This window comes from Vreelandella sp. GE22, assembly GCF_968212445.1.
The window spans coordinates 359,210-383,196 of the sequence record NZ_OZ309110.1; the positions used below are offsets into that span (position 1 = coordinate 359,210).

Genomic DNA, 23,987 nt, shown 5'->3' on the forward strand with positions numbered 1-23,987 from the left:
GGCTAGTGTGGCATTTTTAGCCACTTAGATTAGCGTTATATTTTTAATTGGGATTCGAGATTATGGAAGAAAGAAGTCAGGCTTATTTAAACAAATATCTAAGCTCATTGCCTAGCGAAACCGCGGAAAAATATACGTCTTTCAGTGCTGATTATTTCTGCGCAGATGAGTACAATGCCAATGTATGTGCCGACTTAATACTGCGTGGAGAAAAACGTGTCTCGTGTAGCCTGGAGTATTGGTATAGTCACGAGGGTGAACCCATGCCAGAAGTTGGTCATCTCCAAGTAGTGACGGATTGGGAGGGGGCACCTGTCTGTATCATCGAACTCACCTCCGTTAGTAAGTGTAAATACAGCGATGTGACCGCGGCTTTTGCAGCAGAAGAAGGTGAGGGCGATAAGTCATTAAAGTGGTGGCGAGAAGCCCATTGGGAATTTTTTAGCTTAGAGTGCAACGAATTGGGTATTGAGCCAACAGAGGATATGCTGTTGGTTTTAGAACGCTTCAAGGTCGTCTATAAATAAAATAAAAAAAACGGTTCAAGAGAGACTGCCAACGCGTGACATTTTTTTAAATTGGCATGTGTACTTACGGTTGTTATTTTAGGTTTATTGTTTTTACGTTGTCAGCCCATTAACCGGACGTTAACTGGCAGGAGAGAAATGGAAGTTCAGCTGATCAAAATTAAAGAGCAAGAGCGCAAGGTACTTGAGAACCTGTTTTCCTATTACATATACGATATGACCGAGTATATGAAATGGAATACTGACCATGAGGGTAAATTTAGTTACGACGTTTCAAAGTTTGACGTGTACTGGGAGCAGGAAGATTGTATCCCTTACTTTATTTACGTGGGTTCCGAACTGGCTGGTTTTGTGTTGATTCGTCGTTATCCTGGCGATTTATCAATATACGATGTCGCCCAGTTTTTCGTACTTCGTAAGTTTAAAGGTCAAGGAATAGGTAAAAATATTTTTTCGCAGGTGGTTAAGGCGTTTCCTGGTAAGTGGCAAGTTCGTATTCTTCTGGAGAACTCCGGCGCCCTGAGCTTCTGGGAATCTGCCGTTTCCAATGTCGTGGGTGAAGGTTACAGCTTGTCACAAGCTAAAGATGTCGATCTTCTAATGTTTTTTATCCACTTCGAGACAGCTAGTTAAAGCGCGTTCGCAACGCTCGACTATTTTAGTTTAAGTTGAATTTCGTGTTTAAGGGTAAGGGACGATGGTTTAGGTGTGGTGGTCGGCGTTGCTCACCCCTTGACGCGGCGTTATATTGCAAATGAGTTTCATCGTATAAAAAGGAATATAAATGGTTGTGCTTCGGGAAATGCAAAAAGAGGAATATCCCATTTATTGTCAGTATTTTATCGCTGATTACAGCCGGGAAATAGCCCAAAACTATGGGCACTCCATAGAGTGGGGAGTTGAGCTGGCTAAGAAGGATCTCCAACGTTGCTTTCCCAATGGTTTAGAGGGGAGTGAGCATTCACTGTTGTGCATTGATGCTGACATTGATGGGCAGCTAAAGCATGTAGGTTATTTGTGGCATTCGATCAATGCTGGAGATAAGTCGACTTATATATCTGATTTCTTCGTATTGGATGAGTTTCGGGGTTTGGGTTATGGCACCTTTGCTATTGCCGCTTTCGAAAAGCAGCTAAAAGAAGCTGGTATTAATCAAATAAAGTTAAGGGTAGCTTGCCAAAATGAGCGTGCGCTCAAGCTATACCAGGAAGTCGGCTTTGCGATTACTGGTTTCAATATGTCCAAGAACATTGGTGAGTAGTAGCCGCAATATAAAAATGATGCCGTATCGATGCATGAACAGCGCCACTTCAAGGCTTCAGGGCCACCTTCTGAAGCCAGAAATACGGGCGCTCCCACATCAAGATGGTTAGCCGCAGTTAAGTGCCCGTCGTTTATAACGGGCTCTCAACACTTACCGACATCCCTAAAAAAACGCCAACCCACTCGCCAGCAGTACGCTATAAACCAGCGTCGAAAGCGCCGTCTTCTTCAACATCCCGGTCAGGGTTTCACCGTTGCGGGTGTGGCCAAGCGTTCTGGCGGCATCAGAGAGGGGCTTTGCCACCAGCAGGCAGCTCCAGCCCAGCCAGGGCACCGGTAGGAGTATCAGGTAGGCCAGGGTCAGCAGTAGCGCCGTGCCCAGCAGGGCCCAGTGATAGCGAAGGGCGCTTTCGCGGCCGAGCTTGACCGCCAGAGTCAATTTGCCATTACGCGCGTCGCTTTCGATATCGCGCACGTTGTTCACGTTCAGCACGGCGGTGCATAACAGCCCACAGGCCGCGGCGGGGAGTATCGAAAGCCCGCTTATGTGCTGCGTATGAAGATAATACGTGCCGAGCACCCCCAGTAGCCCGAAGAACAAAAACACGGCGATATCGCCCAGCCCCCGGTAGCCGTAAGGCTTGCCGCCGAGCCCCACGGTATAGGTAACCGCCGCCAGCAGGGACGCCGCCCCCAATAGCAAAAACGCCAGAATATGCCCCCACTGCCCGCCGAACGCGGCCAGTAATAGCCCGCTTCCCAACACCGCGGCCGCCCCGGCGGTGACCATCATGCCCCGACGCATTGCCGCCGCCGTCATAAGGCCCGACGACACCGCTCGCACCGGGCCGATACGCGCGTCGTCGTCGGCGCCAGAGGCCGCGTCGCCGTAGTCGTTCGCCAGGTTGGAAAGTATCTGTAGCGACATCGCCGTCAACAGGGTCAGCACGAAAATACCCGTCTCGAAACTTCCCTGCTGGGCGGCCAGCCCGCTACCCAGCAGGATGGAGGCGCAGGCCAGCGGTAAGGTGCGTGGCCGGGCCGCCAAAAGCCAGGTTTTGAAGTCAGGGTATCGTCTGAAATGGACCATCGATTACTATCTCTTTTAATAACATGGGTTAAGAAATGGCGAGTTGGCTCATCCTGCAAGCAACTCAGGCAAAAATGTAGGTGAATGGCCGGTTAAGTGATGAAACATAGACATATGTCATAAAGCGCCAGCCCACTTTCAACCACACTAAGGGTGTTCCCTTTTGAAAAGGAGTCTACGAAATGATCGGCGACTTATTTAGGAAAAACAAATATATGGCCTTCGTGTGGTTGGTGTTGCGCCTTTACCTGGGCGTGACCTGGCTCATGCTGGGTATCGGCAAGATCACCGGGGGCTTCGATGCTCAGGGCTTTTTGAGTAATGCCGTCGCCAACCCGGTCATGCGCGAGGGTAGCATGGTGTACCCCAACTACGAGGCCTTTCTGGAACACTTCGCACTGCCTTATGCCGAAGTGTTCAATGTGGTCATTCCCATAGGCGAAATACTGGTCGGGCTTGGGCTGATCGCGGGCGTTTTGACGTCGTTTGCCGCTTTTTTCGCCATCGTCATGAACATGTCCTTCTTGATGGCGGGCACCGTCTCGACCAACCCGTGGATGATCGCGCTCACTTTCTTCTTGCTGGTTGCCGGCGCCAATGCAGGCCGCTTTGGCGGAGACCGCTGGGTGCTACCCTATATCAAACACCGGTGGCTGGGTGTCCGCCATTCTTGAGTCTAACCACCTCTACATCGGGCCGTCGCATTGTGCAGCAGGTAAAGAAAATAGGTGCTCAATGAAGCCATCAGCAACCCCGGTCGTCGAGCTAAAGCGCCAGTTGGAAGCGCTTTGCCCTGACGACCGGCGGGGATTTATACGTCTGAGTACGCCTTGCCCGTGTGGCCCTTTGATGGATTGGCTGAACGGGCAGAGCGCGTTACCCAGGCTTTACTGGAAAGCGCGGGAAGCCGAGGCGCCGGAATACGCCATAGTGGGCGCCGCCCGGGCGTTTAATACCCTGGCGGCGCTGCATGGCGACCAGTGGGCCCTGGCCGCCGAACCAGGCGCGCAGCCCGGCTATTTTGGCGGAATGGCCTTCGACCCCGGAGCACCTGGGTGGACCGGGTTCGGCGCCTGTCATTTCGTGTTGCCCCGTATAGAGCTAAAGCGCGAGGGCTCGCTTACGACCCTGTCGCTGAATCTACGCTTTGATGAGCGCCCGCGGGAGCAGGAGCTGGCCGAGGCCCAGGCAGCGCTCGATTCACTAATGCCCCCACGGCCTTTTCCGCCCCCCGTGCCGCTTACCCTTATGCGAGACGACACCCCCACGCGGGCAGAGTGGGGTGAGCGAGTCAAACGTGTGACACGGCCCGAGCAATTGAATGAAACGCCCAAGGTCGTGCTTTCACGCGAGACACGCCTGACGAGCAGTGAACTGCCGGACCCCTGGGCGCTGCTGGCGCGTTGGCAGGCGAAAGCCACCGGGTGTTTTCAGTTTGGTATTCAGTTCACCCCCGATGAGGCGTTTATTGGTTGCCCGCCGGAGCGGCTTTATGGGCGTGAAGGCCGCCACGTACAGAGCGAAGCCCTGGCGGGCACGACACGCCGCGGGCGCGATGCTAAGCAGGATAGTGAACTGGCGGACGCACTGCTTCGGGATACCAAGAACAGTCTGGAAAACCAGTGTGTGTATCATCAGATACTGACCCAGCTAAAACCGCTTTCGCGCCAGGTAGGCATGGGTGAGGCGCACATCGTTACGCTGCGTTCGGTGCAGCATATCCGCCGCCTCATTCATGCCGAGCTTCACCCCGAGGTGACCGATCAGCAGCTTTTGATGCGCCTACCGCCCACGCCAGCGGTGGGGGGCGTGCCGCACGCCGCGGCGCTTTCGTTCATTCAGCGCCATGAAAGCCATCAGCGCGGTTGGTACGCGGGGGTGGTCGGGCGCATTAGTCATGCCAATAGCGACCTGGCGGTGGCGATCCGCTGTGCCCATGTAGGCGCCGATACGATTCGCCTCTATGCCGGCGCCGGTATCGTGGAAGGCTCTGAACCCGAGGCTGAATGGCGCGAGCTGGATAGTAAAATTGCCGATATCATGGCGCTTTTGGGTATGGGGTAACACACATGACCACGCCTGCTTCAATGCCTGGCTTTGCAACGCATCACGCCACTTTCAATCACCTCTGGGCCGCGCTGATGCTGGAGGAGCTTTATCGCCTGGGGGTGCGCGATGTCGTGCTGGCGCCGGGCTCGCGTTCGGCCCCGTTGACGGCGGCGGCCAGCGAACATGCGGGGCTAAACTGCCACTGCCATTTCGACGAACGCGGGCTTGGCTTTCTCGCGCTTGGCATGGCCCGGGGCAGCCATCGGCCGGTCGTGATCATCACGACCTCGGGGACGGCGGTCGCCAATCTTTATCCGGCGGTCGTGGAAGCCAAATTGACCGGCGTGCCGCTGGTGGTGATCTCCGCCGACCGGCCGATCGAGCTATTGGATAACGGCAGCAACCAGGCGATCGATCAGCGGGATATTTTCGCCCGTCACACGGTCGAGCACCGCGATTTGCCGCCGCCAGCCGCTGAGATGCAAGCGGCTTTTTTGCTGAGTACCATCGACCACTGTGTCGATCGACAGCGCCGCACGCCTGGGCCTATCCATATTAACTGCCGGTATCGCGAACCGCTCTACCCGGGTCGCGAGTTACTGGATGCCACCCACTATCTTGCCCCGCTAGGCCGCTGGCAGGCAGGCACCGCCCCCTGGAGTGATTGGCAGGCGCCTGTGGAAACCCCTGCACACACTAGCGCGTGCGATAGCGAGTGGGAGGTGTTTTCCCGAAAGCGGGGCGTGATTGTCGTGGGCAATATCGAGGGAAGCGCCCATGCCTCCCACCAGGTAGCGAAGATCGTCGAGCTCTCCAAACAGTTGGGCTGGCCTTTATTGGCCGACCTGCAAAGCCAGATTCGCTTCGATCCACAGAACCTTGTGTATTTCGACCTGGCCCTTCATGACCCGCAGTTTTACGAAGAGCTTGCCCAGGCCGAGGTGCTGCTGCAGTTCGGCGGGCGGCTGATTTCCAAGCGGTTGACCGGCTTTATTGCGCAAAAGCACTGGCAGGACACCTGGCTGGTCGATCCGCTGCCTCAACGGCTCGACCCCGATTACGTGATCAGGCGCCGCTGGGTCAGCCCGCCCGACGCGTTCATTGAAGCGTTGCCCACACTCGCCGAGCGGCCGCCCTGGCACCGGCTGGATCGCCTTCAGCGGCGCACCCGCGAGTGTGTCGACGCGCGATGTGCTGCGTTTTCCGAACTGGGGGTGTGCCACCAGCTGGCGCAACAGGCGAAAGGGCAGCTGGTGGTCGGCAATAGCCTGGTGGCGCGGCTGATGAATATGCTGGGCACCTACCGCGAAATGCCCCTGCGGGTATTCACCAATCGCGGCGCTTCCGGCATCGATGGCCTAACGGCCACGGCCTACGGCCTCAGTTGTACCCATCCAGGGCCCACCACCCTCGTGCTGGGGGACACCAGCGCCCTGCACGACCTCAACAGCCTGGCGCTGCTGAAACAGGCGGCGCACCCCTTGGTGGTGGTCATTCTCAATAACGATGGCGGCAGCATTTTTCATATGCTGCCGGTGCCCAAAGAAGGCGAGCAGTTGGAGCGCTACTTTCGCCAGCCCCACGGGCTAAGCTTTGAGCATGCGGCTTCGATGTTCGGGCTTGCGTACGCCGCGCCCGATTCGCTCGATGCCTTTACCGCGGCCTACCAGCAGGCCCTCGAGACCGGCGTTACGCTGATCGAAATCAGCTTGCCTCATCAGCAGGTAGCGGATGAGCTGGCGGCCCTGGGCACAGCGATTCGAGAGGCCTGATATGAGCGACTCTTCCAAGCATTCTTCCAGCCATTTTTCCAACCCGCCCCTGATAATGCTGCATGGCCTGTTAGGCGACCGGCACGACTGGATAAAGGTCCGTGACCAGTTGGCGGGGAAGGGTATTCCGACGCTGGCACTGGACCTGCCCGGCCACGGCGAGAACCACGGCGTGCAGGTAAGCTCTTTCGACGCATTTCATCACTGGTTGGGCAACACCTTGAACGCCCGGGGCATCGACCGCTACTGCTTGCTGGGGTATTCCCTGGGCGGGCGGCTGGCGCTTTATCACGCCAGCCGCCAACCGCCGGGGCTTCAAGCGTTATGGCTGGAGAGTGCCCACCCCGGGCTACCCGAAAGCGAGCGGCCGGGGCGTATTGCGCATGATGAACGCTGGGCAATACGTTTCGAGCAGGAACCGCTTCAAAACGTGCTCGCCAACTGGTACCAGCAGCCCGTATTTGCCGATCTCTCCACCGCGGCGCGCAGCCAGCAGTGCAAGCGCCGGGGGCACAATATCGGCAAGTCCGTTGCTTGCATGTTACGGGCCACGTCGCTGGGGCATCAGCCCTCTCAGTGGCAGTGGCTGGCAGACACCTCGTTGCCGGTCGGCTATCTGTCCGGCCTTCAGGACGCCAAATTCAACGGCTTAGCGACCCGCCTGGCAGCGGCGGCGACCCACATAGCGCATGCCCCCCTCGAAGGGGGGCACAATCTGCATTCCGAGCAGCCCGGCCAGGTCGCGCGGCAGCTGGAAAGCTGGTATCGCGCGCTCTTTTAAGGGCCCTTTGCTCAGTGGATCAGCAGCAGCCACGGAAGCCCGACCGCCAACCAGACCACCAGAAACAGCAGACCAAAGACCGCTCCCAGCCGCCACCAAAGGCCGCCCGGCAGGTAGCCGCTGCCGTAGTAGACCGGGCTTGGGCCGGTGCCGTAGGGCGTCAGAATGCCCATGAAGCCAAGTGTGGGGAGCAGCAGCAAAACGAACAGCTCCATATCCAGCCCCGCGATGCCCGAGGCCGCCGCCAGCATGACCGGTAGTAAAGCCGTCACATGGGCGGTAACGCTGGCAAACAGGTAGTGGAGCAGATAGAAAATCACGGTGAGCGCGACCATGGCCATCACGGGGTTGAAGCCGCTGATCTGCCCGCCGACCACGCCACCGAACCAGTTGACGAACCCGACCTGGCTCAGCCCGCCGGCCAGGGCCACCAGGGTGGCAAACCAGACAAAGGTATTCCAGGCCGCGCGGTTATCGAGAATATCGTTCCAGTTGATGATGCCGGTCAGCAGCATGGCGCAAATGACCACCAGGCCCACCAGGGACGCCGAAATGATGTCGCCGCCAAAGATCCACAGCAGTAAGGCCGTGACCACCATAACGACCAAAAGGATTTCATGGCGGGTCAAGCGGCCCAGCTTGGCCAGTTCCTGGCCGGCCCAGTCGGAAATTTCATTACCCGCTTTTACCTCTGGGGCGCACAGCCAGTAGCACAACAAGGGCACCAGGAGTAGCAGGAAAATACCCACCGGCGCGACCGCCATGAACCACTGCCCCCAATTGATATGCAGGCCGGTGGCGCTTTCGGTCAGTGCGATGGCCAGCAGGTTGGGGGCCAGTGCGGTCAGAAACAGCGAGCTTGTGACACAGGTGGACACGATGGCCGTCCACATCAAAAAGCTGCCCATGCGCTTCATGCTGGGGTCGTTGGGGTGGGAATCATAAAGCGGCGGCAGGTTGCGAATCACCGGGTAGATGGTGCCGCCGCTGCGCGCGGTGTTGGATGGGGTAAACGGCGCCAGAATCGCATCCGCGATCATGACCGCGTAACCCAGCGTTAGGGTGCGCTTGCCCATGGATTTCACCAGCCAAAGCGAGATGCGCCGCCCCAGGCCGGTTTTCTCATAGCCAAGGGCAAACATGAAGGCGCCAAAAATCAGCCAAACGGTCGAGTTGGTGAAGCCCGAGACCGCCCAGGCGAAGGCCTGGTTGGCGGCATTGAAGCCTTCCACTGCCAGCTGCTCCGGCGAAAACAGTACCCATTGCGAGAGCAGCGCAGCCAGCGTCACCCCGAGTAGGCCAACGACTGCACCGGGCAGGGGCTCGAGTATCAGCCCGACCACACAGCCCAGAAAAATGGCAAAAAAGTACCACGCATGCGGTGCCAGCCCCGATGGCGCGGGTATCAAGGCAACGACGATGGCGACGAAAAGGGGTGCTAACAACTTCCATAACGGCACGGGTTGAGCACGACTGGTCATGTTGCCCTCTCTTATGGCGGGTCAGGTCAGAAAATTACCCGTAAATCACTTACGGGAGGAAAAAGTGGGGGTGAGTGGCCTCCTCATACGCTGCCTGAAAGACGCTGGCGCAACGTCACGGTGGGTGGAGATATGACTGTAATACGTGCGCCTAAGGCCTTTGATTGACGTGTGTCAATAGTTCTTTGGATTAAGGCGCGATCCATACTTTGATGTGCCGGGGTATGGTAATTTCAAACCAGAAAAGAGTGCCGTAGAGCGCTTTATCGGTAAGCTCTTAACCTGGCCAGCGGAGGGGGGTGCCATGCGTCAGCAGGATTTCGATATTGTCATCGTAGGGGGAGGCGGTGCGGGGTTGCGCGCCGCGATTGGCGCGGCCGAGGCCGCCAAAGAGCAGGGTACCTCGCAGCGTATTGCAATGCTCTCCAAGGTCTATCCCATGCGCTCGCATACCGTAGCCGCCGAAGGTGGCGCGGCGGCGGTTACCAGCAGCGACGACACCCACCAAGCTCACTTCGATGACACCGTCTCCGGCGGCGACTGGCTGGTCGAGCAGGGCGTGGTGGATTACTTCGTTCATCATGCCTATCAGGAGCTGGTGCAGATGGAGCGCTGGGGCTGCCCCTGGAGTCGTAAAGACGACGGCCAGGTGCAGGTGCGCCGTTTTGGCGGCATGAAAACCGCCCGCACCTGGTTTGCCGCGGATAAAACCGGCTTTCACATGCTGCACACGCTCTTTCAGACCTCGCTCAAATACCCGGAGATCGAGCGCTTCGATGAGTATTTCGTGCTCGACCTGGCCGTTCACGAAGGCGCGGTCATCGGCGTCATTGCGCTGCAGATCGCGACCGGCGAGCTGACGCTGCTGCGCGCCAAGGCGGTGGTGTTGGCCACCGGCGGCGCCGGGCGCCTGTTTCGCTTCAATACCAATGCAGGCATCGTCACCGGCGACGGCATGGCGATGGCCTACCGCCACGGCGTAGCGCTGCGCGATATGGAGTTCGTGCAGTATCACCCTACCGGGTTGCCCGGTTCCGGCATTCTGATTACCGAAGCGTGCCGCGGCGAAGGCGGAATTCTGCTCAATAAGGACGGCTACCGTTACTTGCAGGATTACGGCCTGGGCCCGGAAACGCCGCTGGGCCAACCGGAAAACAAGTACATGGAGCTGGGCCCGCGGGACAAGCTCTCCCAGGCGTTTTGGCAGGAGCAGCAGGCCGGGCGCACCGGCAAATTCGGCGACAGCGACGTGGTGTATCTCGACCTTCGCCACCTGGGTGAGAAAACCATCCTCGAGCGCCTGCCGTTCATCTGCGAGCTGGCCAAATCCTATATCAACGTCGACCCGGTGAAGGAACCTATCCCCATTCGCCCCGCCGTTCACTACACCATGGGCGGGATCGAGACCAACCCACAGTGCGAAACCTCGATCACTGGGCTCTACGCCGCCGGGGAGTGTGCCTCGGTGGGCTTGCACGGCGCCAATCGTTTGGGCTCCAACTCACTCACCGAACTGCTGGTGTTTGGCCGCCTGGCCGGTGAACAGGCAAGCCGGCGTGCGGCACACACCGAGTGGGCCGATAGCGCTCTTCTACACGCCCAGGCCGAGCGCCAACAGGCCACGCTTGCGCGCCTTTGCGATGGCGGCGGCAGCGGCGAGAACTGGGTGGATCTCAAACATGCCATGGTGCAGGCCATGGAAAGCGGCTGTGGTATCTACCGCACCGAGGAGAGCATGGCCCAGGCGTTGGCACAAATTCGAAAACTGCGCGCGCGCTACCGCGAGATTCGTGTCAACGATACCAGCAAGATATTCAATACCGAGCTTCTGGAGTGCCTCGAACTTGGGTGTGGCCTGGATATCGCCGAAGCCTCGTGCCTTGGTGCCCTGGAGCGGCGTGAATCCCGCGGTGCCCACCAGCGTCTGGACGAAGGGATGCAAACGCGGGACGACGTTAACTACCTCAAGCACAGCCAGGTGTTCTATCAAGGCGAGGCGCCTGCCGAGCTGCACTGGCAGGAGGTCGATGTACGCTTTTCCGCCCCGGCAGAACGGGCCTATGGGGATGCCGGTAAAGGGGGCAAGGTATGAACAAGACCATCAGCGTTAAGCGCTACGTACCCGATAACGCGGCGGAGTCCTACTGGCAGGCCTTTGAGCTGCCGGTTGATGACAGCACGTCGCTACTGGACGCCCTCAACCATATAAAAGAGCAGTTGGATAGCACGCTGAGCTACCGCTGGTCGTGTCGCATGGCGATCTGCGGCTCCTGTGGGGTCATGGTGAACGGTATTCCCAAGCTCGGCTGCAAAACCTTTTTGCGCGATTATGACGGCGAGATCCGTATCGAGCCGCTCGCCCACTTTCCGGTACAGCGCGACCTGGTCGTGGACATGGAGATCTTTCTCGAGCACCTGGCGGCGGTGAAGCCCTACCTGATTGACGACAGTCCGGTAAAACCTTACGACCCTAAAGCGCCGGAAACCTATAAGCAGTCGCCGGCGCAGCTTGCCCGCTACAAGCAGTTCGCCAACTGCATCAACTGCGGGCTCTGCTACTCGGCGTGCCCACAGTTCGGGCTCAACCCGGAGTTTCGGGGCCCGGCGGCGATCGCGCTGGCCCACCGTTACAACCAGGACAGCCGCGACCACGGCAAAAAGCAGCGTATGGCGGAGCTCAACCGCCACGAGGGCGTGTGGAGCTGCACCTTCGTCGGCTTTTGCTCGAAGGTGTGCCCGAAGCACGTCGACCCCGCCGCGGCGGTGAACCAGGGCAAGGTCGAAGCGGCCAAGCATACCTTGATCGCCTTGTTCAAAGGCGATGAGATGAACGGCGAGGGGAAGGCGCATGAATAAAACATCATCGCAACGCTTGCCGCCACTGAAACGCAACTGGTGGCTAAAGCATCGTTTTTTCAAGCTTTATATGCTGCGTGAAGCCACGGTTTTGCCGCTGGTGTTTTTCCTGCTTTGTTTGATGGCGGGAATGGTGGCGCTCGTTCAGGGGGCGGATAGCTGGCAGGGCTGGGTGGGCTTCATGGGCTCGCCGCTGGTGTTGGCGCTGAACCTTCTGGCGCTTGCCGCGAGCCTTTATCACGCCGCCACGTTCTTTGTGCTGTTTCCACGGGTCATGCCGCTGCGCATCGCTGGCCGTAGCCTGCCTGACAATATGATCGTGGCGGGGCAGTGGGCAGGCGTGGTGGTCGTCGCACTGCTGTTCTTCTGGTTATTGGGGAGGGCCTGAATATGAGCAAGCAAGCCATGAGTAAACCCGACAGCACACAGGCGGCCCCCCACCAACAAGCCTTCGATGAGCCGCTCTGGTGGGGGCTTTTCAGCGCGGGCGGCGTCTGTTTTGCAGTCCTTTTGCCCGCCGTTATCCTGTTTATTGGCGTTTTGTTGCCGCTTGGGCTGCTGCCCGCCGACGCGCTAAGCTACGAGCGGGCCACGGCGCTACTGTTCAGCGTACCGGGCTTTTTGTTTGTCGGCGCAGTGGTGTGCCTGCCGCTCTTTCATGCTGCTCACCGCTTGCGCCATGGCCTGTTCGATATAAGCGTGGGCCGCGACGGCTTCAACAAGAAACTGATGTACGGCGCGGCGGCGCTGCTGAGTATGCTGGCATTAGGCCTGGTGGTGGCCGGTATGCTGAGCTGACCGGCGCACGGGACGCAGAACGCCTTAACCGATTAAAAGAGACTGACATGATTAACGGACTGACTGAATCAGAACTCTATGCCCCCATCGCGTGGCAGGACAACTCCGCAGACTACCAGGATATTCTGTATCACACCTCGAGCGAGGGCGTGGCCCGCATTACCATCAACCGCCCCGAGGTGCGCAACGCCTTTCGCCCGCAAACGGTCAATGAAATGGCCCAGGCACTCAACCGCGCCCGCCACGACAGCGCCATTGGCGCCATTCTACTGACCGGCGCCGGTGATAAAGCGTTCTGCTCCGGCGGCGACCAGCGTATTCGCGGCGACTACGGCGGCTACCAGGACGAAGAGGGCACCCATCACCTCAACGTGTTGGATTTTCAGCGCGATATTCGCACCTGCCCGAAGCCGGTGGTGGCCATGGTGGCCGGCTACGCCATTGGCGGCGGCCACGTGCTGCACCTGATGTGCGATTTGACCATCGCCGCCGACAACGCCGTGTTCGGCCAGACTGGCCCTAAAGTCGGCTCGTTTGACGGCGGTTTTGGGGCCTCCTATCTGGCGCGCATCGTGGGTCAGAAAAAGGCTCGGGAGATCTGGTTTTTGTGCCGCCAGTACAGCGCCGAACAAGCGCTCGACATGGGTCTGGTCAACCACGTGGTGCCTTTGGCAGAGCTCGAACGCGAGAGCGTGCGCTGGTGTCGCGAGATGCTCCAGCACAGCCCCATGGCGCTGCGCTGCCTGAAAGCCTCGCTCAATGCCGACTGCGACGGCCAGGCCGGGCTTCAGGAGCTGGCCGGCAACGCCACCATGCTCTACTACATGACCGAAGAGGGCCAGGAAGGGCGCAACGCGTTCAACGAAAAGCGCCGCCCGGACTTCTCCCGCTACCCGCGTAACCCCTGATGGCGCGGGCGCTCTACCGCTACGCGCTGGCGCTGACTAAGCCGCTGATCTTCAACGGCCAGCGGCTGACCCATCGCGAGGGCTTGCTGGTAGAGACCGATGGCCAGTGGGGCGAGATCGCCCCGCTGCCGGGCTTCTCCCGCGAGACGCTGGCCCAGGCCGAAGCCGAGGCGCTTGACTGCCTTGCCGCACTCGAACGCGGCGAACCCATCGCCCCGCAGTTTGCCTCGGTGCAGTTTGGCCTCGACTGCGCCCAGCGCGCCTGGCCCGAACACTTGCCCGAGGCGGCGGCCCCTTATCCGCTGCTGCAGGGCACGCCCGCCTATCTGATGGTCGCTCTTGAAGTGCGCCTCAAGGCCTGGCGAACGGCGCCGCCTGCGCGCCTCAAACTCAAAGTCGCCCGCTACCCCATTGATGAAGAGCTGGCGCTCATCAAGCGGCTAAGCGAGCGCCTGCCCACCACCCGGCTGATCCTCGATGCCAACGGGGGCTTTACCCGCGAGCAGGCGCTGCGCTTTTGCGCCCGGCTGCCGGCAGGGCAGGTCGATTATCTGGAAGAACCCTGCGCCGCGCTTGCCGACACCCAAGCGGTGGCCGAGGCGACCGGGGTGGCGTTTGCGCTGGACGAAACGCTCTCGCAGCAACGCCCCTGGCAGCCCCACCCGCAGCTCGCGGCGCTGGTCATCAAGCCCACGCTGGTCGGCTCGCTCTCCAAATGCCAAGCGCTGGTCGAACGCGCCCGGGCACTGGGGCTTCGGGTGGTGGTTTCGTCGAGCTTCGAATCCGACCTGGGGCTAGGCCTCCTTTCGCGCCTTGCCCGGGAGTGGGCGCCGGGCCAGCCGCCGGGGCTCGATACCGCGGATTCGCTGGCGGAGCGCATCACCGATGAGCGCGGCGCGGTCCTGCGTGAGCGCTGCCAGTGCCTTTACCGCGCGGAGTGAGACGCCATTACGTTCCCCGTTATCCACTTCATTCAGCCATCGTCAGGAGTGTTGCGTGACCGAGCCATGCCCCATCCATTACTGGGCCACCCAGACCCCCGAACATAATGCGATCGAAGCGGGCGACCTGCGGCTAAGCTACCGCACCTTGGACCGCCGCGTGGCAGCGCTGGCCCAGCAGCTGGCGCGCCAGGGCGTCCCGCCCGGCGAGCGGCTGTTGGTGCCCGCACGCGGCTCGCTTGAAGCACTGTTGCTGGCCTGGGCCTGCCTGCGCGCCCGCGTGGTGTTCTGCCCGGTCAACCCGGCGTTTCCCGCCGCCCAGCAGCTCGCCATGGCGGGGCGCCTGCCCGCGCGTTTCGTGGCCCAGCCCGAAGGCGTCAGCGCGGAGCTTACAAGCGCCAGGGCGCTAACGTCGCTGGCGCTGGACTTCAGCGCCGAGGCCGAGCCGGGCGAACCCACCCTCGACCCAGAGCAGCCCAGCAACACGATCTTCACCTCCGGCTCCAGCGGCACGCCCAAAGCGGTGCAGCACCGGCTGGGCAACCACCTGGCCTCCGCCCGCGGCTCGGCGTCGTTCATTTCGGTGGATCAAACGAGCGGCTGGCTACTCTCGCTGCCGCTTTTTCATATCGGTGGCTACGCCATCGCCTTTCGCATTTTTCTGGCCGGCGGGCGCGTCATTATCGACGACGGCTCGCCCTTATTGGCGCGCCTCGAGCAGCAACCGATCACCCACCTGTCGCTGGTGCCCACCCAGCTCTGGCGCCTGCTCCACGCGGGCTTCGACCCGCAAAAGACAGCGCTGCGCGAGCTACTGCTGGGCGGCGCGGCGATCCCCACGCCGCTGGTCGATAAAATGACCGCGCTCGGCCTGACCCCCAAAGTGAGCTACGGGCTCTCGGAGATGGCAAGCCAGGTATGCACCGGCCGGCCCGCCGACCCCGGCGTGGTCGGCGTACCGCTACCCGGGCGCGAGGTACGCATCAAAGAGGGCGAGATTCAGGTGCGCGGCGAAACGCTCTTCAACGGCTATTTGCGCGAAGGGCAGCTCGACTCAGCGGTGGACAGCGAGGGCTGGTTTGCCACCAAGGACAAGGGCCACTTCACCGAACAAGGCGAGCTGGTAGTCGAAGGACGGCGGGACAACGCCTTTATCTCCGGCGGCGAAAACATCCAGCCCGAAGCCATCGAACAGCGCCTGGTCAACCACCCCGGCATCGCCCAAGCGCTGGTGGTGCCCGTGCCCCACCCGGAATGGGGCGAACGCCCGGTGGCGTTTATCGACTACCACACCGAGGCAGTGGCCGAAGCCGCGCTCGACGCCTGGGTGCGCGAGGCGCTGCCTGGTTTCATGGTGCCGGATGCGTGGCTTGGTTGGCCCGAGGGGGTGGGGTTCAAGCCTTCGCGGCAGGCGTTTGCGGCGAAGGCGCGAATGGCGCTTGAGTCAACCGAGAGGGCCAGTGAGTGAGAACCTACGACTTATTGCGGATGAGTGTCATCAAATTTTTGCGTGATCTAAGGTAAGTTTGGGGATAGGGTATGATTGAATCGAGCATAGCGGGCGGGCATGCGAACAACGGATAGACGGTTTGGAAATTGATCGGCTCTATAGTGATCAGTAGGTTACGGTTTGCAAGCGGGCTGCATAACACCAATAAACGCGCTGGCGTGTTTATTAAGGTTATGTGTCTGGGCGTATAATCACTGTTAGCCGTAATTCCACCGATAGGAGTTAGAATGAACGATCCACGTACGATTGAAATATGGGAACCGGAGGCGGCAGAATCGGAAACAAAGCACGCGTTGCCAGCGTTTGGTAAATCTCGGGTCAAATCAACCGAGGTAGATTTGACCGTCCTTAGCGGTAACCTGAAGGAGGTCCTCGCCGACTTCCAGACTCTTCTTGATGAGCAACCTGAGTCGAAATCTGGCTATTATGTCGATGAGATAGAGCTTTCACTAGGTGTAAATGGCAAGGGGAGCGTCGCCTTGATTGGTAAACTGGAAGCGGGGATGCAAGCAAGTATCAAGGTCAAGATAAAACGTGACTCGAAATGACACCCAGTGACTACATCGCATCGATAAAGGCGGAAGACCCTATCGACGAGATCACGGAATCCAGTTTGCCCGACTGGCTGAAGACACAGTGGGTCAAATCTGGACAAGATATCTCCGACCTAATTGCATCAGCAAATAAGTCTGACTGGGCGCAGAGTTTGCTCGAACATATAAAACCTCGGTTTCATCTTTCACTTGTTTCGCTTCTTGACTCCGATTACATCGCAGTCGGAACAGTTGCCAACCCAACTCCAGATGTCTACGTAAATAAACTCCCTTCAGGCTACGCGATCGTATTTCATACAGGTATGAAAGATTTTATCTATCGCGTCGCAAGGGTTATCGCAACGCGTTCTCACCCTATGGGCACGGAGATCGCCCCATCGATAGGCGACGGTTTACAAGAAACGGCTCGATTAATAGCCGAAGTGTTTTGGTGGTTTCAAGAAACAGGCCATGCATTCGGTCCACAGTATCCGATCGATGAGAATCAAATCCAATTTGCAAATATGTTGGCGATGGAAGCAGAAGCCTTTCTCGTTGCCCACGAAATTGGGCACATAATCGCCGATGTTTTCGAAAATGAAGAAAGGAAGCTGTTTGATCTTCCAGACGATATATCACCCCATCATCTCGATGAATTCACCGCTGATTTTCTCGGTGTTCAAATGGTTATGGAACTCCACAACGAGGATGCTAAGCGCGTTGCTTTTAATACACAGCTTCAATATGCCGCCGTTGAATTCGCACTTCAGATTTTTCGTGGGTTGGAGGAATTGGGGTTCGAGTTTCAGGATTCACACCCATTAGCTGGCGAAAGAATCGCACGGATCCGAAGCGAGATGCAGCGTAGATGCCAAGACGACGCCGTATGGAGCAGTTTGTCTGAGTTGGCATGCGCCATTGAGGGCATGTTTACTCAAATCGTTCAAATCATAAACGAACCCGGCGAGCATGCCGCGTTCTTTGAACGAGAGGCTGAAAAAGTCGTGTCAGAACTCGATCAAGCGCTCGAAAAGTGCTCTGGTGAAACAGTGCCGAACTATGCTGAATTCTACCCAATCGTTAGTGAAATATTTAATCGCGGTTACTCACAAAAGATTCTGGAACGCATTGCACAAGTTGCAGCAAATTTCTTCGGAGATGTTGATTCAGCCAGCAAGGGTAACTCTAAGCCCGATCATTCTGAGTGGTTGCGTTTCCAAAAATTCAAACTGCTGTTCGGGTATATTAACCAGCTCAAAGAGCCAATGAAAAGTATATTCGTCAGCGCATTCGAAAGGCATCAGAGTGACGGCTAACAAGGCGCTGCTAGGGACAAACCTACGCTGCGCTACGGTTTGTCCCAGAGCGCGGCGTTATACGCTGTCATCCAAGAAGCAAAACCGAGAAAGGAGATTAAACAGTGATCGTAGCGAAATTGGAAAGCTCAAAAGACCTCACTGATGTTGCGGAAAAACTCAGGGGGCTGGAATATGAAGTGGTGCCGGCTGTTAAAAAAGAGATTTTCGTTTTTAGAAAAAAGGGAAGCAACACGGATTTAAGTCGAGACGTGAAATCGGCCAAAGATGCTTGCAAATTCACTGGCCCAATTAAAAGCGTCTATGGCACGAACTCCGCCACCTATTAAGGCATAACTCAGGCGTTATACGGCACAGCCTACTTGTCGTTTTCTACCTAAGGCGTTCAAGCGATGGGCTCAGCAGACAAACAAAACCTAGGTGTTTGGTCCCGGGAAGTAGTAGTTCGGGTTATCATAAAACCTTTCGGGCTCTTTTTGCCATTGTTCAAGGATAAATCCAATCGGTGTTTTGCCCTTGAGAGCTCTTAGCGGCCGGGCACTATTATAGGCCCAGAGATAATCCTTTAAATGGCTTTGAAGCTGGCCCAACGAGGTGTAATGGAAGGCTCGAACCGTGGCTTCCTTGAGGGTGCGGTTCATCCGCTCCACTTGGCCATTGGTCTAGGGGTGGAACGGTTTCGTCAGACGATGTTCGATACCATGGCGATGACATATCACATCGAAGATATGCGGCTTGTAAGCTTCTGTGCCGGCCTTCCTGGCGAACTGCACCCCATTATCGGTCAACACTGTATGGGCGCGATAAGGCAGCGCCTGGAGCGTGGCTTCAAGGAAGTCAGCGGCCACCTGCCTTGTCATCTTCTGGTATAGCTGTGCATGAACGAACTTGGACGTTCGATCCACTGCCACGAAGAGATAGGCCTTGCCTTCGCCTGTCCGGATCTCGCTGAAGCGCATGCAAGCAGTCATCAAGGGGCAGCAGGGTCTTCTGCCGGAACGTGATAGCGGCAGCTTCTTCCAGCGGCGTCAGCGAGGTGGAGCGGGCTGCTTTGGGTCCCATACGCACATCTTCAACAGAGGTCCGGCTGCGCCACTTGCGTACGGTTTTAGGGTTAATGCCGTAGCGTCGGCTCAACGCCGCGACCGACTCCGTCGATCGCTGTAGGTCTTCTCGGATGGCGTGCGTGGTCGTGGCGCGTTGATGAAGTACCTGAGCCATGGATCCTCCTCGGATAAGGGTTCATACCATAAACCATTACACCCCGGGACCAAACACCTAGTACTACTGTGTCATAAATAAATATGCTACCAATACGTATCGTGTCATCTGTATAGCGATATCGCATTATGGTTAACGACGCACTTCACGACCTTAGCTGGAAATCTCATCGATTTCAAGGTGTTAACTTAGAGGGAAAGGTCAAACCTGAATAAGATCTAGAGCGCATCGACATATGGGCACCTGCCTGTGGCTATGCACTTGGCGGTGGTCTCGAAGATTTATAAGTGCTAGCTCATTCCATGTTCAAATAAATGGCCGACCTGACCGTGGCGATCAACAGCATTAACGGTTAGCGGTGGACTTTCGTAAACTGCCTCCGTCCGCATTATCCGTATGGGAGCGAGCTTCCTCACATCTTTAACCGGGACCGGACAAGAGCGACCCAATAGGCCACGCCCATGGGCATTATTTCGTCATTAAAGTCATAGTGCGGATTGTGCAACGAGCAACCGCGTTCTGCTGAGCCGTTGCCGATCCAGATGAAGGCGCCGGGCTTGCGTTCGAGCATGAAGGCAAAGTCTTCCCCAGTCATACTCGGTGCCATTGTGGTGCTGACGTTTTCCCGCCCGGCCACGGCGTTGGCGGCTTCCACACAATGCTCTGCATGCACTGTGTTGTTGATCACTGGCGGAGATCCGAATTCGAAGAACTTCAGCGATGCAACAACGCCCATTCCAGCAGCCAGTTGTTCAACAAGCTCGACCATTCGATGCGATGCAATTTCGCCAGCCGCGGGGCTAAAGTAACGCAGAGTGCCAGTAAGGCGGGACTTGTCGGGAATAATATTGTGAGTATGCCCAGCGTGGAACTGGGTGACGCTGAGAACCAGTGCATCAGCGGGGTCGATATTGCGTGAAACAATGCTTTGCAATGCCGCGACCAAGTGTGCCGCAGCCAATAGCGGATCAGCTCCTTGATGAGGAAGCGCTGCATGGCAGCCACGGCCGCTAACGACAATTTCAAAAGGTTTGGCGCCAGCCATTACCGCACTTTGGTGCACCACAAATCGGCCTGCCTCCACACCTGGCCAATTGTGTAGACCGTACACACATTCGGCGCGGAATTTCTCAAACAGCCCATCGTTTATCATCGCCTTGGCCCCAGTACCGATTTCTTCGGCTGGTTGAAAGATTAGGTGGACTTTGCCTGCGAAGCGACGGTCTGCCGCCAGGAGGCTGGCGGCACCCAATAGCATCGAGATATGGCCGTCGTGACCACAGGCATGCATCCAGCCATTGTGGCGTGAGCAGTGGGCGAAGGTATTTTCTTCCTGGATGGGCAGTGCATCCATGTCGGCGCGTAGAGCTATCTCGATACCGGGTTGTTCGCCTTCAATAGTCGCGACAACACCGGTCCCGCCAATGCATATATGAGGCTGCAGGCCAAAGCTGCGCAGTGTATCGGCGATGAAAGCACTCGTCTTGCTCTCTGCGAATCCTGGCTCAGGATGCTGATGCAACCAGTGACGCCAGCCGACCATATGTCCTTGAAGTACTGAATCCATTTCCATCTTTCTGTTCCTGATCTGGAAGTGGCTCTGAAGTGGTATCTCATCTGCCAAGGAATGCTGCCGTGCAAGCTCAAGCCGGCTCGTGCCTCAGCCCTTCCCTGAGGCGCAGCAGGGCCTCACGCATAATCGATTGCTTATGAACCAGTGCAACGCGCACGAAGCCATCGCCTGGATTCCTGTCGTTGCTTTCGGCATAACACAGATAGCGTCCAGGCATCACTCGCAAACCCTGTTCAGTCCATAACCGGCAGGCTGAGGCCTCGCCATCTGCGACGGCTAGCCAGAGGAAAAAACCGGCTTCGGCACGCTGATATCCAGTCACTTGGGCGAGGCAATCATCGGCCATATCCCAGTTGCGTTGCAGGGCCTGTCGTTGCTTCTGCACATGGACGTCATCTTGCCACAGAGCGGCCGAGGCCGCGCACGTCGGCCAAGCCATTGACACTCCGCAGGAGCGATTGTAACCGGCATAGGCGGCAACACTCTGTGGGTCGCCAGCAATGAAACCGCTGCGCAAACCTGGTGCGGCTGATCGCTTCGACAGGCTGTGCAGCACCACAAACGGACAAGGTGCAACAGCACCGGATTCTACCAAGCTGAGATAGCCGTATGGCGCTGAATGCCAAGCCAGATCCGTGTAGCACTCATCGACCAGCAAGCTGGTCTGGGTCTGGTGTGCCCGACGGCTGATTGCCACAAGCGTATCGGCGGCGAGGATGTTGCCGAGCGGATTGCCGGGGTTGCACAACACCACGGCCGCAGCGCTGTCGCCAGCCAATGCCAGCTGAGCGGCAAGATTCGCCTCCAGTTGCCCATTACTCAGATCGTAGAACAAGGCTCGCGCGCCTACGGCTTCTGTTGCCGCGACATACGTGGGATAGAATGGGTTGGGCAATACTACTACCGGCTTCTCGACTCCTCGTGCACGTGCCCGTGATACCGCAAGAGCGATGCACGTGGCGATCGCCTGCTTGGTTCCTGGCGTGGGTTCAATGGCAATTGAGTTGCCGAGGTTAGCGGCGATACCAAAGCGGCGCTGCAACCAGTGATTGTAGGCGTCGCGCAGTTGCGTCGTCGCGTTTAACGGTGGATAGCGGGTCCAGCCTTCGAGTTCAGACATAGGTGCCAGCAGCGATGTCGGGTCGCCCAGTCTGCTTTCTCCTAGGTGCAGGTCGATTACTGGCAAGCCTGGTGCGGGAGGTAGGTCATCCAGTAATCTTTGCAGCTTGGCGAAAGCATTACCTGCGGTGTTCATCGGCTGAGCGCTCGGACAAGGTCGTTGAGCGTAGTTTTCGAACGCGTACGCTCATCAACGTATTTCACGATCACAGCACAGGACAGCGACACCCCTGGCAGTTTCGGGTCGGCGCGACTGCCAGCAATCACCACCGCGTTGGTCGGCACCTCGCCGTAGCGTACTTCGCCGCTAGCGCGGTCGATGATCGGAGTCGAAGCACTGAGGTAGACACCCATGCCGATCACAGCTCCACTGCGCACAATGACTCCTTCGGCGACCTCGCTGCGGGCACCGATAAAAACGTTGTCTTCAATGACTACAGGGTTGTCCCCGAGGGGCTCAAGTACGCCGCCCAGACCCACGCCACCGGAGATGTGGCAGTGTGCGCCAACTTGTGCGCAGGAACCTACCGTCGACCAAGTATCGATCATCGTGCCTTCGCCGACGTACGCGCCAATGTTGATGAAGCATGGCATCAGCACGGCGCCCGGGCCGATGTACGCTCCGGCCCGGACGACCGCGCCTGGGACCACACGGATGCGCGCATTACGAAACGCACTGTCTTCCCACTGTTCGAATTTGAGCTGCAGCTTGTCGTAGCTTTTGGGGCGCCTAGGGTTGGTTTCGCCTACTGCATTTTCGCGCGTCAAGAAGTGCAGTAGGATAAGCTTCTTGACGAAGGTGTCGCAGATCCACAGGCCATCTTGCGCACATGCCGCGCGCAGCTCGCCACGCTCTAGAGCGGTAAGGCCGGTTTCAATCGACGGCACCAAAGTCGATAGCTCTACCGTCGTGAGCTGTGTACGCCGCTCGAACGCTTCTTCAATCAATTCACGGTAACTCATCTAACGCACCTTATGAGGGCTGAAGACATCAATGGGTTGCCATTGAATCGGGCGGGTATGATCATCAAAGGTCTCAGCCCGACGGATTTCAACGACATCGCCATCGTCGGTCAACATCAGTTCTGCGGGCCGCAACCGGCCGTTATAGGTAAAGCCCATGGCATGACCGTGCGCACCCGTGTCATGGATCAGTGCGAGATCGCCGATGAGCGGGGTCGGTAGCGGGCGATCCATGGCGAACTTGTCAAAGTTCTCACACAGTGCGCCGACCACATCGAACACGCCTTCGGGTCGTTGATCGGCGAAAGGCAAAGTCAGGTGGTGGTAGGCACCATACAGTCCAGGGCGCATTAGCGCAGACATCGAGGCATCGAGACCGACGATTTCTCGTCCTTTGCTACCGCGGTTGATGACCCGAGATACAAGTACTCCGTGCGGCCCGCTGATGTAACGGCCCAACTCCATCATCAGCTTGGGTGTATGGCGTGGGAATGCCTGCTTCAATGCGCGTTTCAGCGCATCGGCATATGATGTGAGATCGAGGGCCTGGTCGTTGAGCCGATAGGGAATGCCCAAGCCACCGCCGATATTAATGTATTCGAGCTCAATGCCTGCCTCGCGGGCTACCCTAGCCCCGACCTCGATGACTTGTACACCGGCCTGCACGGCGGCCTCTAGTGACAGCTCGTTAGCGCACATCATGCCATGAATACCAAAACGTCGGGCACCGCGATTCAATGCCTCTCGATAGCACTGAACTAGTTCGGTCTCGGGGATGCCAAATTTTGATTGTTGGGCATTGCCCATCTGTAATGACTGGGCAATGACGCCATGTGGCGACACGCGAAAGGCAACTATATCAGGCAAGGTTGTCACTTGATCGAGCATGCTGCGGTCGTCGAACGTAATCAAGGCACCGACCTTCAGCGCCATGTTGTATTCGCTGAGTGAGGTGTTGTTGGAAGTGAAAACGATATCATCACCCCGCGCGCCCAATCTTTCAGCTAGTGTAAGTTCGACAGGCGAAGAGCAGTCCAGCCCGCTGCCCTCCTTGAGCAGCAGGGATAGGATCGCAGGAGTGGGAAGCGCCTTGACCGCGAAGTACTGACGAAACGCGCTCCCGGCGAAGGCTTGCTCCACGTTTCGATGAGTCTGGGCGATGGCACGCTCGTCATAGATATGAAAGGGCGTTGGGTAAGCCTTCGTAAGCTCATTGAGCAGGGGCAACAAACGTCGGGCGAAGCTTTGAGATATAGGCACGGCAATTTCTTCTAACAATTCATGCG

At 57.9% G+C, this 23,987-nt stretch carries 23 protein-coding genes and 1 pseudogene; 17 read left to right on the top strand and 7 right to left on the bottom strand.

Annotated features, from left to right (window positions below; all coding sequences use genetic code 11):
* Positions 1-62: 62 nt before the first annotated feature.
* The 3 genes from ACWHRL_RS01810 to ACWHRL_RS01820 all read left to right on the top strand — a co-directional run bounded on the left by ACWHRL_RS01810 (position 63) and on the right by ACWHRL_RS01820 (position 1,788).
* On the top strand, positions 63-527 hold the full coding sequence (locus ACWHRL_RS01810; protein WP_447894978.1) for an ASCH domain-containing protein: 465 nt from the start codon (positions 63-65) through the stop codon (positions 525-527).
* Between the two features lie 138 nt (positions 528-665).
* Positions 666-1,160, top strand: coding sequence for a GNAT family N-acetyltransferase (locus ACWHRL_RS01815; protein ID WP_447894979.1), 495 nt, complete (start codon positions 666-668; stop codon positions 1,158-1,160).
* Positions 1,161-1,311: 151 nt separating this feature from the next.
* Positions 1,312-1,788 (top strand): GNAT family N-acetyltransferase, encoded by a 477-nt coding sequence (locus ACWHRL_RS01820; protein ID WP_447894980.1) that lies wholly within the window; start codon positions 1,312-1,314, stop codon positions 1,786-1,788.
* Between the two features lie 165 nt (positions 1,789-1,953).
* Here ACWHRL_RS01820 and menA read toward each other — a convergent pair whose 3' ends face one another.
* Positions 1,954-2,880 carry a 1,4-dihydroxy-2-naphthoate octaprenyltransferase gene (gene menA, locus ACWHRL_RS01825; protein ID WP_447894981.1) on the bottom strand — a complete coding sequence of 309 codons (927 nt, stop codon included), beginning with the start codon at positions 2,878-2,880 and terminating at the stop codon, positions 1,954-1,956.
* A gap of 215 nt (positions 2,881-3,095) precedes the next feature.
* On the opposite strand from menA, the gene ACWHRL_RS01830 reads away from it, so the two are divergent.
* The 4 genes from ACWHRL_RS01830 (at position 3,096) to menH (ending at position 7,482) form a co-directional block, all read left to right on the top strand.
* On the top strand, positions 3,096-3,554 hold the full coding sequence (locus ACWHRL_RS01830; RefSeq protein WP_447894982.1) for a DoxX family protein: 459 nt from the start codon (positions 3,096-3,098) through the stop codon (positions 3,552-3,554).
* A gap of 61 nt (positions 3,555-3,615) precedes the next feature.
* Positions 3,616-4,944, top strand: coding sequence for an isochorismate synthase (locus ACWHRL_RS01835; RefSeq protein ID WP_447894983.1), 1,329 nt, complete (start codon positions 3,616-3,618; stop codon positions 4,942-4,944).
* A gap of 5 nt (positions 4,945-4,949) precedes the next feature.
* Positions 4,950-6,701 carry a 2-succinyl-5-enolpyruvyl-6-hydroxy-3-cyclohexene-1-carboxylic-acid synthase gene (menD, locus tag ACWHRL_RS01840; protein ID WP_447894984.1) on the top strand — a complete coding sequence of 584 codons (1,752 nt, stop codon included), beginning with the start codon at positions 4,950-4,952 and terminating at the stop codon, positions 6,699-6,701.
* A 1-nt stretch (position 6,702) separates the two neighbouring features.
* On the top strand, positions 6,703-7,482 hold the full coding sequence (gene menH / locus ACWHRL_RS01845) for a 2-succinyl-6-hydroxy-2,4-cyclohexadiene-1-carboxylate synthase (RefSeq protein WP_447894985.1): 780 nt from the start codon (positions 6,703-6,705) through the stop codon (positions 7,480-7,482).
* Between the two features lie 11 nt (positions 7,483-7,493).
* Here menH and ACWHRL_RS01850 read toward each other — a convergent pair whose 3' ends face one another.
* A complete protein-coding gene (locus ACWHRL_RS01850; protein WP_447894986.1) occupies positions 7,494-8,963 on the bottom strand; it encodes an anion permease in 1,470 nt (489 codons plus the stop codon).
* Between the two features lie 304 nt (positions 8,964-9,267).
* Between ACWHRL_RS01850 and frdA the strand changes: the two genes are divergently transcribed.
* From frdA to ACWHRL_RS01900, 10 genes are all read left to right on the top strand, one after another.
* Positions 9,268-11,055 (top strand): fumarate reductase (quinol) flavoprotein subunit, encoded by a 1,788-nt coding sequence (gene frdA, locus ACWHRL_RS01855; protein ID WP_447527588.1) that lies wholly within the window; start codon positions 9,268-9,270, stop codon positions 11,053-11,055.
* Positions 11,052-11,819 (top strand): succinate dehydrogenase/fumarate reductase iron-sulfur subunit, encoded by a 768-nt coding sequence (locus tag ACWHRL_RS01860; protein ID WP_447894987.1) that lies wholly within the window; start codon positions 11,052-11,054, stop codon positions 11,817-11,819. Before frdA ends, ACWHRL_RS01860 begins: the two co-directional genes overlap by 4 nt.
* Positions 11,812-12,207: a fumarate reductase subunit C gene (locus ACWHRL_RS01865; RefSeq protein ID WP_447894988.1), complete on the top strand. Its 396-nt coding sequence runs from the start codon at positions 11,812-11,814 to the stop codon at positions 12,205-12,207. The genes ACWHRL_RS01860 and ACWHRL_RS01865 overlap by 8 nt, the downstream gene beginning before the upstream one ends.
* A 2-nt stretch (positions 12,208-12,209) precedes the next feature.
* Positions 12,210-12,617, top strand: a complete 408-nt coding sequence (frdD, locus tag ACWHRL_RS01870; protein ID WP_447894989.1) for a fumarate reductase subunit FrdD — start codon at positions 12,210-12,212, stop codon at positions 12,615-12,617.
* Between the two features lie 47 nt (positions 12,618-12,664).
* A complete protein-coding gene (gene menB / locus ACWHRL_RS01875; protein WP_447894990.1) occupies positions 12,665-13,525 on the top strand; it encodes a 1,4-dihydroxy-2-naphthoyl-CoA synthase in 861 nt (286 codons plus the stop codon).
* Positions 13,525-14,466 carry an o-succinylbenzoate synthase gene (gene menC, locus ACWHRL_RS01880; RefSeq protein ID WP_447894991.1) on the top strand — a complete coding sequence of 314 codons (942 nt, stop codon included), beginning with the start codon at positions 13,525-13,527 and terminating at the stop codon, positions 14,464-14,466. Before menB ends, menC begins: the two co-directional genes overlap by 1 nt.
* A gap of 55 nt (positions 14,467-14,521) precedes the next feature.
* A complete protein-coding gene (menE, locus tag ACWHRL_RS01885; protein WP_447894992.1) occupies positions 14,522-15,934 on the top strand; it encodes an o-succinylbenzoate--CoA ligase in 1,413 nt (470 codons plus the stop codon).
* Positions 15,935-16,203: 269 nt separating this feature from the next.
* A complete protein-coding gene (locus tag ACWHRL_RS01890) occupies positions 16,204-16,524 on the top strand; it encodes a Pepco domain-containing protein (protein WP_447894993.1) in 321 nt (106 codons plus the stop codon).
* A complete protein-coding gene (locus tag ACWHRL_RS01895) occupies positions 16,521-17,825 on the top strand; it encodes a hypothetical protein (RefSeq protein ID WP_447894994.1) in 1,305 nt (434 codons plus the stop codon). Before ACWHRL_RS01890 ends, ACWHRL_RS01895 begins: the two co-directional genes overlap by 4 nt.
* A gap of 104 nt (positions 17,826-17,929) precedes the next feature.
* Positions 17,930-18,154 carry a hypothetical protein gene (locus ACWHRL_RS01900; protein WP_447894996.1) on the top strand — a complete coding sequence of 75 codons (225 nt, stop codon included), beginning with the start codon at positions 17,930-17,932 and terminating at the stop codon, positions 18,152-18,154.
* 87 nt (positions 18,155-18,241) lie between these two features.
* Here the strand turns inward: ACWHRL_RS01900 and ACWHRL_RS01905 are convergent.
* The 5 genes and pseudogenes from ACWHRL_RS01905 to ACWHRL_RS01925 all read right to left on the bottom strand — a co-directional run bounded on the left by ACWHRL_RS01905 (position 18,242) and on the right by ACWHRL_RS01925 (position 23,961).
* Positions 18,242-19,046 (bottom strand): annotated as a pseudogene (locus ACWHRL_RS01905) (integrase core domain-containing protein).
* A gap of 412 nt (positions 19,047-19,458) precedes the next feature.
* On the bottom strand, positions 19,459-20,619 hold the full coding sequence (locus ACWHRL_RS01910; RefSeq protein WP_447894997.1) for a M20 aminoacylase family protein: 1,161 nt from the start codon (positions 20,617-20,619) through the stop codon (positions 19,459-19,461).
* Between the two features lie 70 nt (positions 20,620-20,689).
* A complete protein-coding gene (locus ACWHRL_RS01915) occupies positions 20,690-21,874 on the bottom strand; it encodes an aminotransferase class I/II-fold pyridoxal phosphate-dependent enzyme (protein ID WP_447894998.1) in 1,185 nt (394 codons plus the stop codon).
* Positions 21,871-22,701 (bottom strand): 2,3,4,5-tetrahydropyridine-2,6-dicarboxylate N-succinyltransferase, encoded by an 831-nt coding sequence (locus ACWHRL_RS01920; protein WP_447894999.1) that lies wholly within the window; start codon positions 22,699-22,701, stop codon positions 21,871-21,873. The genes ACWHRL_RS01915 and ACWHRL_RS01920 overlap by 4 nt, the downstream gene beginning before the upstream one ends.
* A complete protein-coding gene (locus tag ACWHRL_RS01925) occupies positions 22,702-23,961 on the bottom strand; it encodes a diaminopimelate decarboxylase (protein ID WP_447895000.1) in 1,260 nt (419 codons plus the stop codon).
* Between the last annotated feature and the right edge of the window lie 26 nt (positions 23,962-23,987).

What these genes read in the sequence shown, in the direction of transcription:
- ACWHRL_RS01810 (WP_447894978.1), top strand. Translation starts at nt 63, where the DNA reads ATGGAAGAAAGAAGTCAGGCTTATTTAAACAAATATCTAAGCTCATTG.
- ACWHRL_RS01815 (WP_447894979.1), top strand. Translation starts at nt 666, where the DNA reads ATGGAAGTTCAGCTGATCAAAATTAAAGAGCAAGAGCGCAAGGTACTT.
- ACWHRL_RS01820 (WP_447894980.1), top strand. Translation starts at nt 1,312, where the DNA reads ATGGTTGTGCTTCGGGAAATGCAAAAAGAGGAATATCCCATTTATTGT.
- menA (WP_447894981.1), bottom strand. Translation starts at nt 2,880, where the DNA reads ATGGTCCATTTCAGACGATACCCTGACTTCAAAACCTGGCTTTTGGCG.
- ACWHRL_RS01830 (WP_447894982.1), top strand. Translation starts at nt 3,096, where the DNA reads ATGGCCTTCGTGTGGTTGGTGTTGCGCCTTTACCTGGGCGTGACCTGG.
- ACWHRL_RS01835 (WP_447894983.1), top strand. Translation starts at nt 3,616, where the DNA reads ATGAAGCCATCAGCAACCCCGGTCGTCGAGCTAAAGCGCCAGTTGGAA.
- menD (WP_447894984.1), top strand. Translation starts at nt 4,950, where the DNA reads ATGACCACGCCTGCTTCAATGCCTGGCTTTGCAACGCATCACGCCACT.
- menH (WP_447894985.1), top strand. Translation starts at nt 6,703, where the DNA reads ATGAGCGACTCTTCCAAGCATTCTTCCAGCCATTTTTCCAACCCGCCC.
- ACWHRL_RS01850 (WP_447894986.1), bottom strand. Translation starts at nt 8,963, where the DNA reads ATGACCAGTCGTGCTCAACCCGTGCCGTTATGGAAGTTGTTAGCACCC.
- frdA (WP_447527588.1), top strand. Translation starts at nt 9,268, where the DNA reads ATGCGTCAGCAGGATTTCGATATTGTCATCGTAGGGGGAGGCGGTGCG.
- ACWHRL_RS01860 (WP_447894987.1), top strand. Translation starts at nt 11,052, where the DNA reads ATGAACAAGACCATCAGCGTTAAGCGCTACGTACCCGATAACGCGGCG.
- ACWHRL_RS01865 (WP_447894988.1), top strand. Translation starts at nt 11,812, where the DNA reads ATGAATAAAACATCATCGCAACGCTTGCCGCCACTGAAACGCAACTGG.
- frdD (WP_447894989.1), top strand. Translation starts at nt 12,210, where the DNA reads ATGAGCAAGCAAGCCATGAGTAAACCCGACAGCACACAGGCGGCCCCC.
- menB (WP_447894990.1), top strand. Translation starts at nt 12,665, where the DNA reads ATGATTAACGGACTGACTGAATCAGAACTCTATGCCCCCATCGCGTGG.
- menC (WP_447894991.1), top strand. Translation starts at nt 13,525, where the DNA reads ATGGCGCGGGCGCTCTACCGCTACGCGCTGGCGCTGACTAAGCCGCTG.
- ACWHRL_RS01890 (WP_447894993.1), top strand. Translation starts at nt 16,204, where the DNA reads ATGAACGATCCACGTACGATTGAAATATGGGAACCGGAGGCGGCAGAA.
- ACWHRL_RS01895 (WP_447894994.1), top strand. Translation starts at nt 16,521, where the DNA reads ATGACACCCAGTGACTACATCGCATCGATAAAGGCGGAAGACCCTATC.
- ACWHRL_RS01910 (WP_447894997.1), bottom strand. Translation starts at nt 20,619, where the DNA reads ATGGAAATGGATTCAGTACTTCAAGGACATATGGTCGGCTGGCGTCAC.
- ACWHRL_RS01915 (WP_447894998.1), bottom strand. Translation starts at nt 21,874, where the DNA reads ATGAACACCGCAGGTAATGCTTTCGCCAAGCTGCAAAGATTACTGGAT.
- ACWHRL_RS01920 (WP_447894999.1), bottom strand. Translation starts at nt 22,701, where the DNA reads ATGAGTTACCGTGAATTGATTGAAGAAGCGTTCGAGCGGCGTACACAG.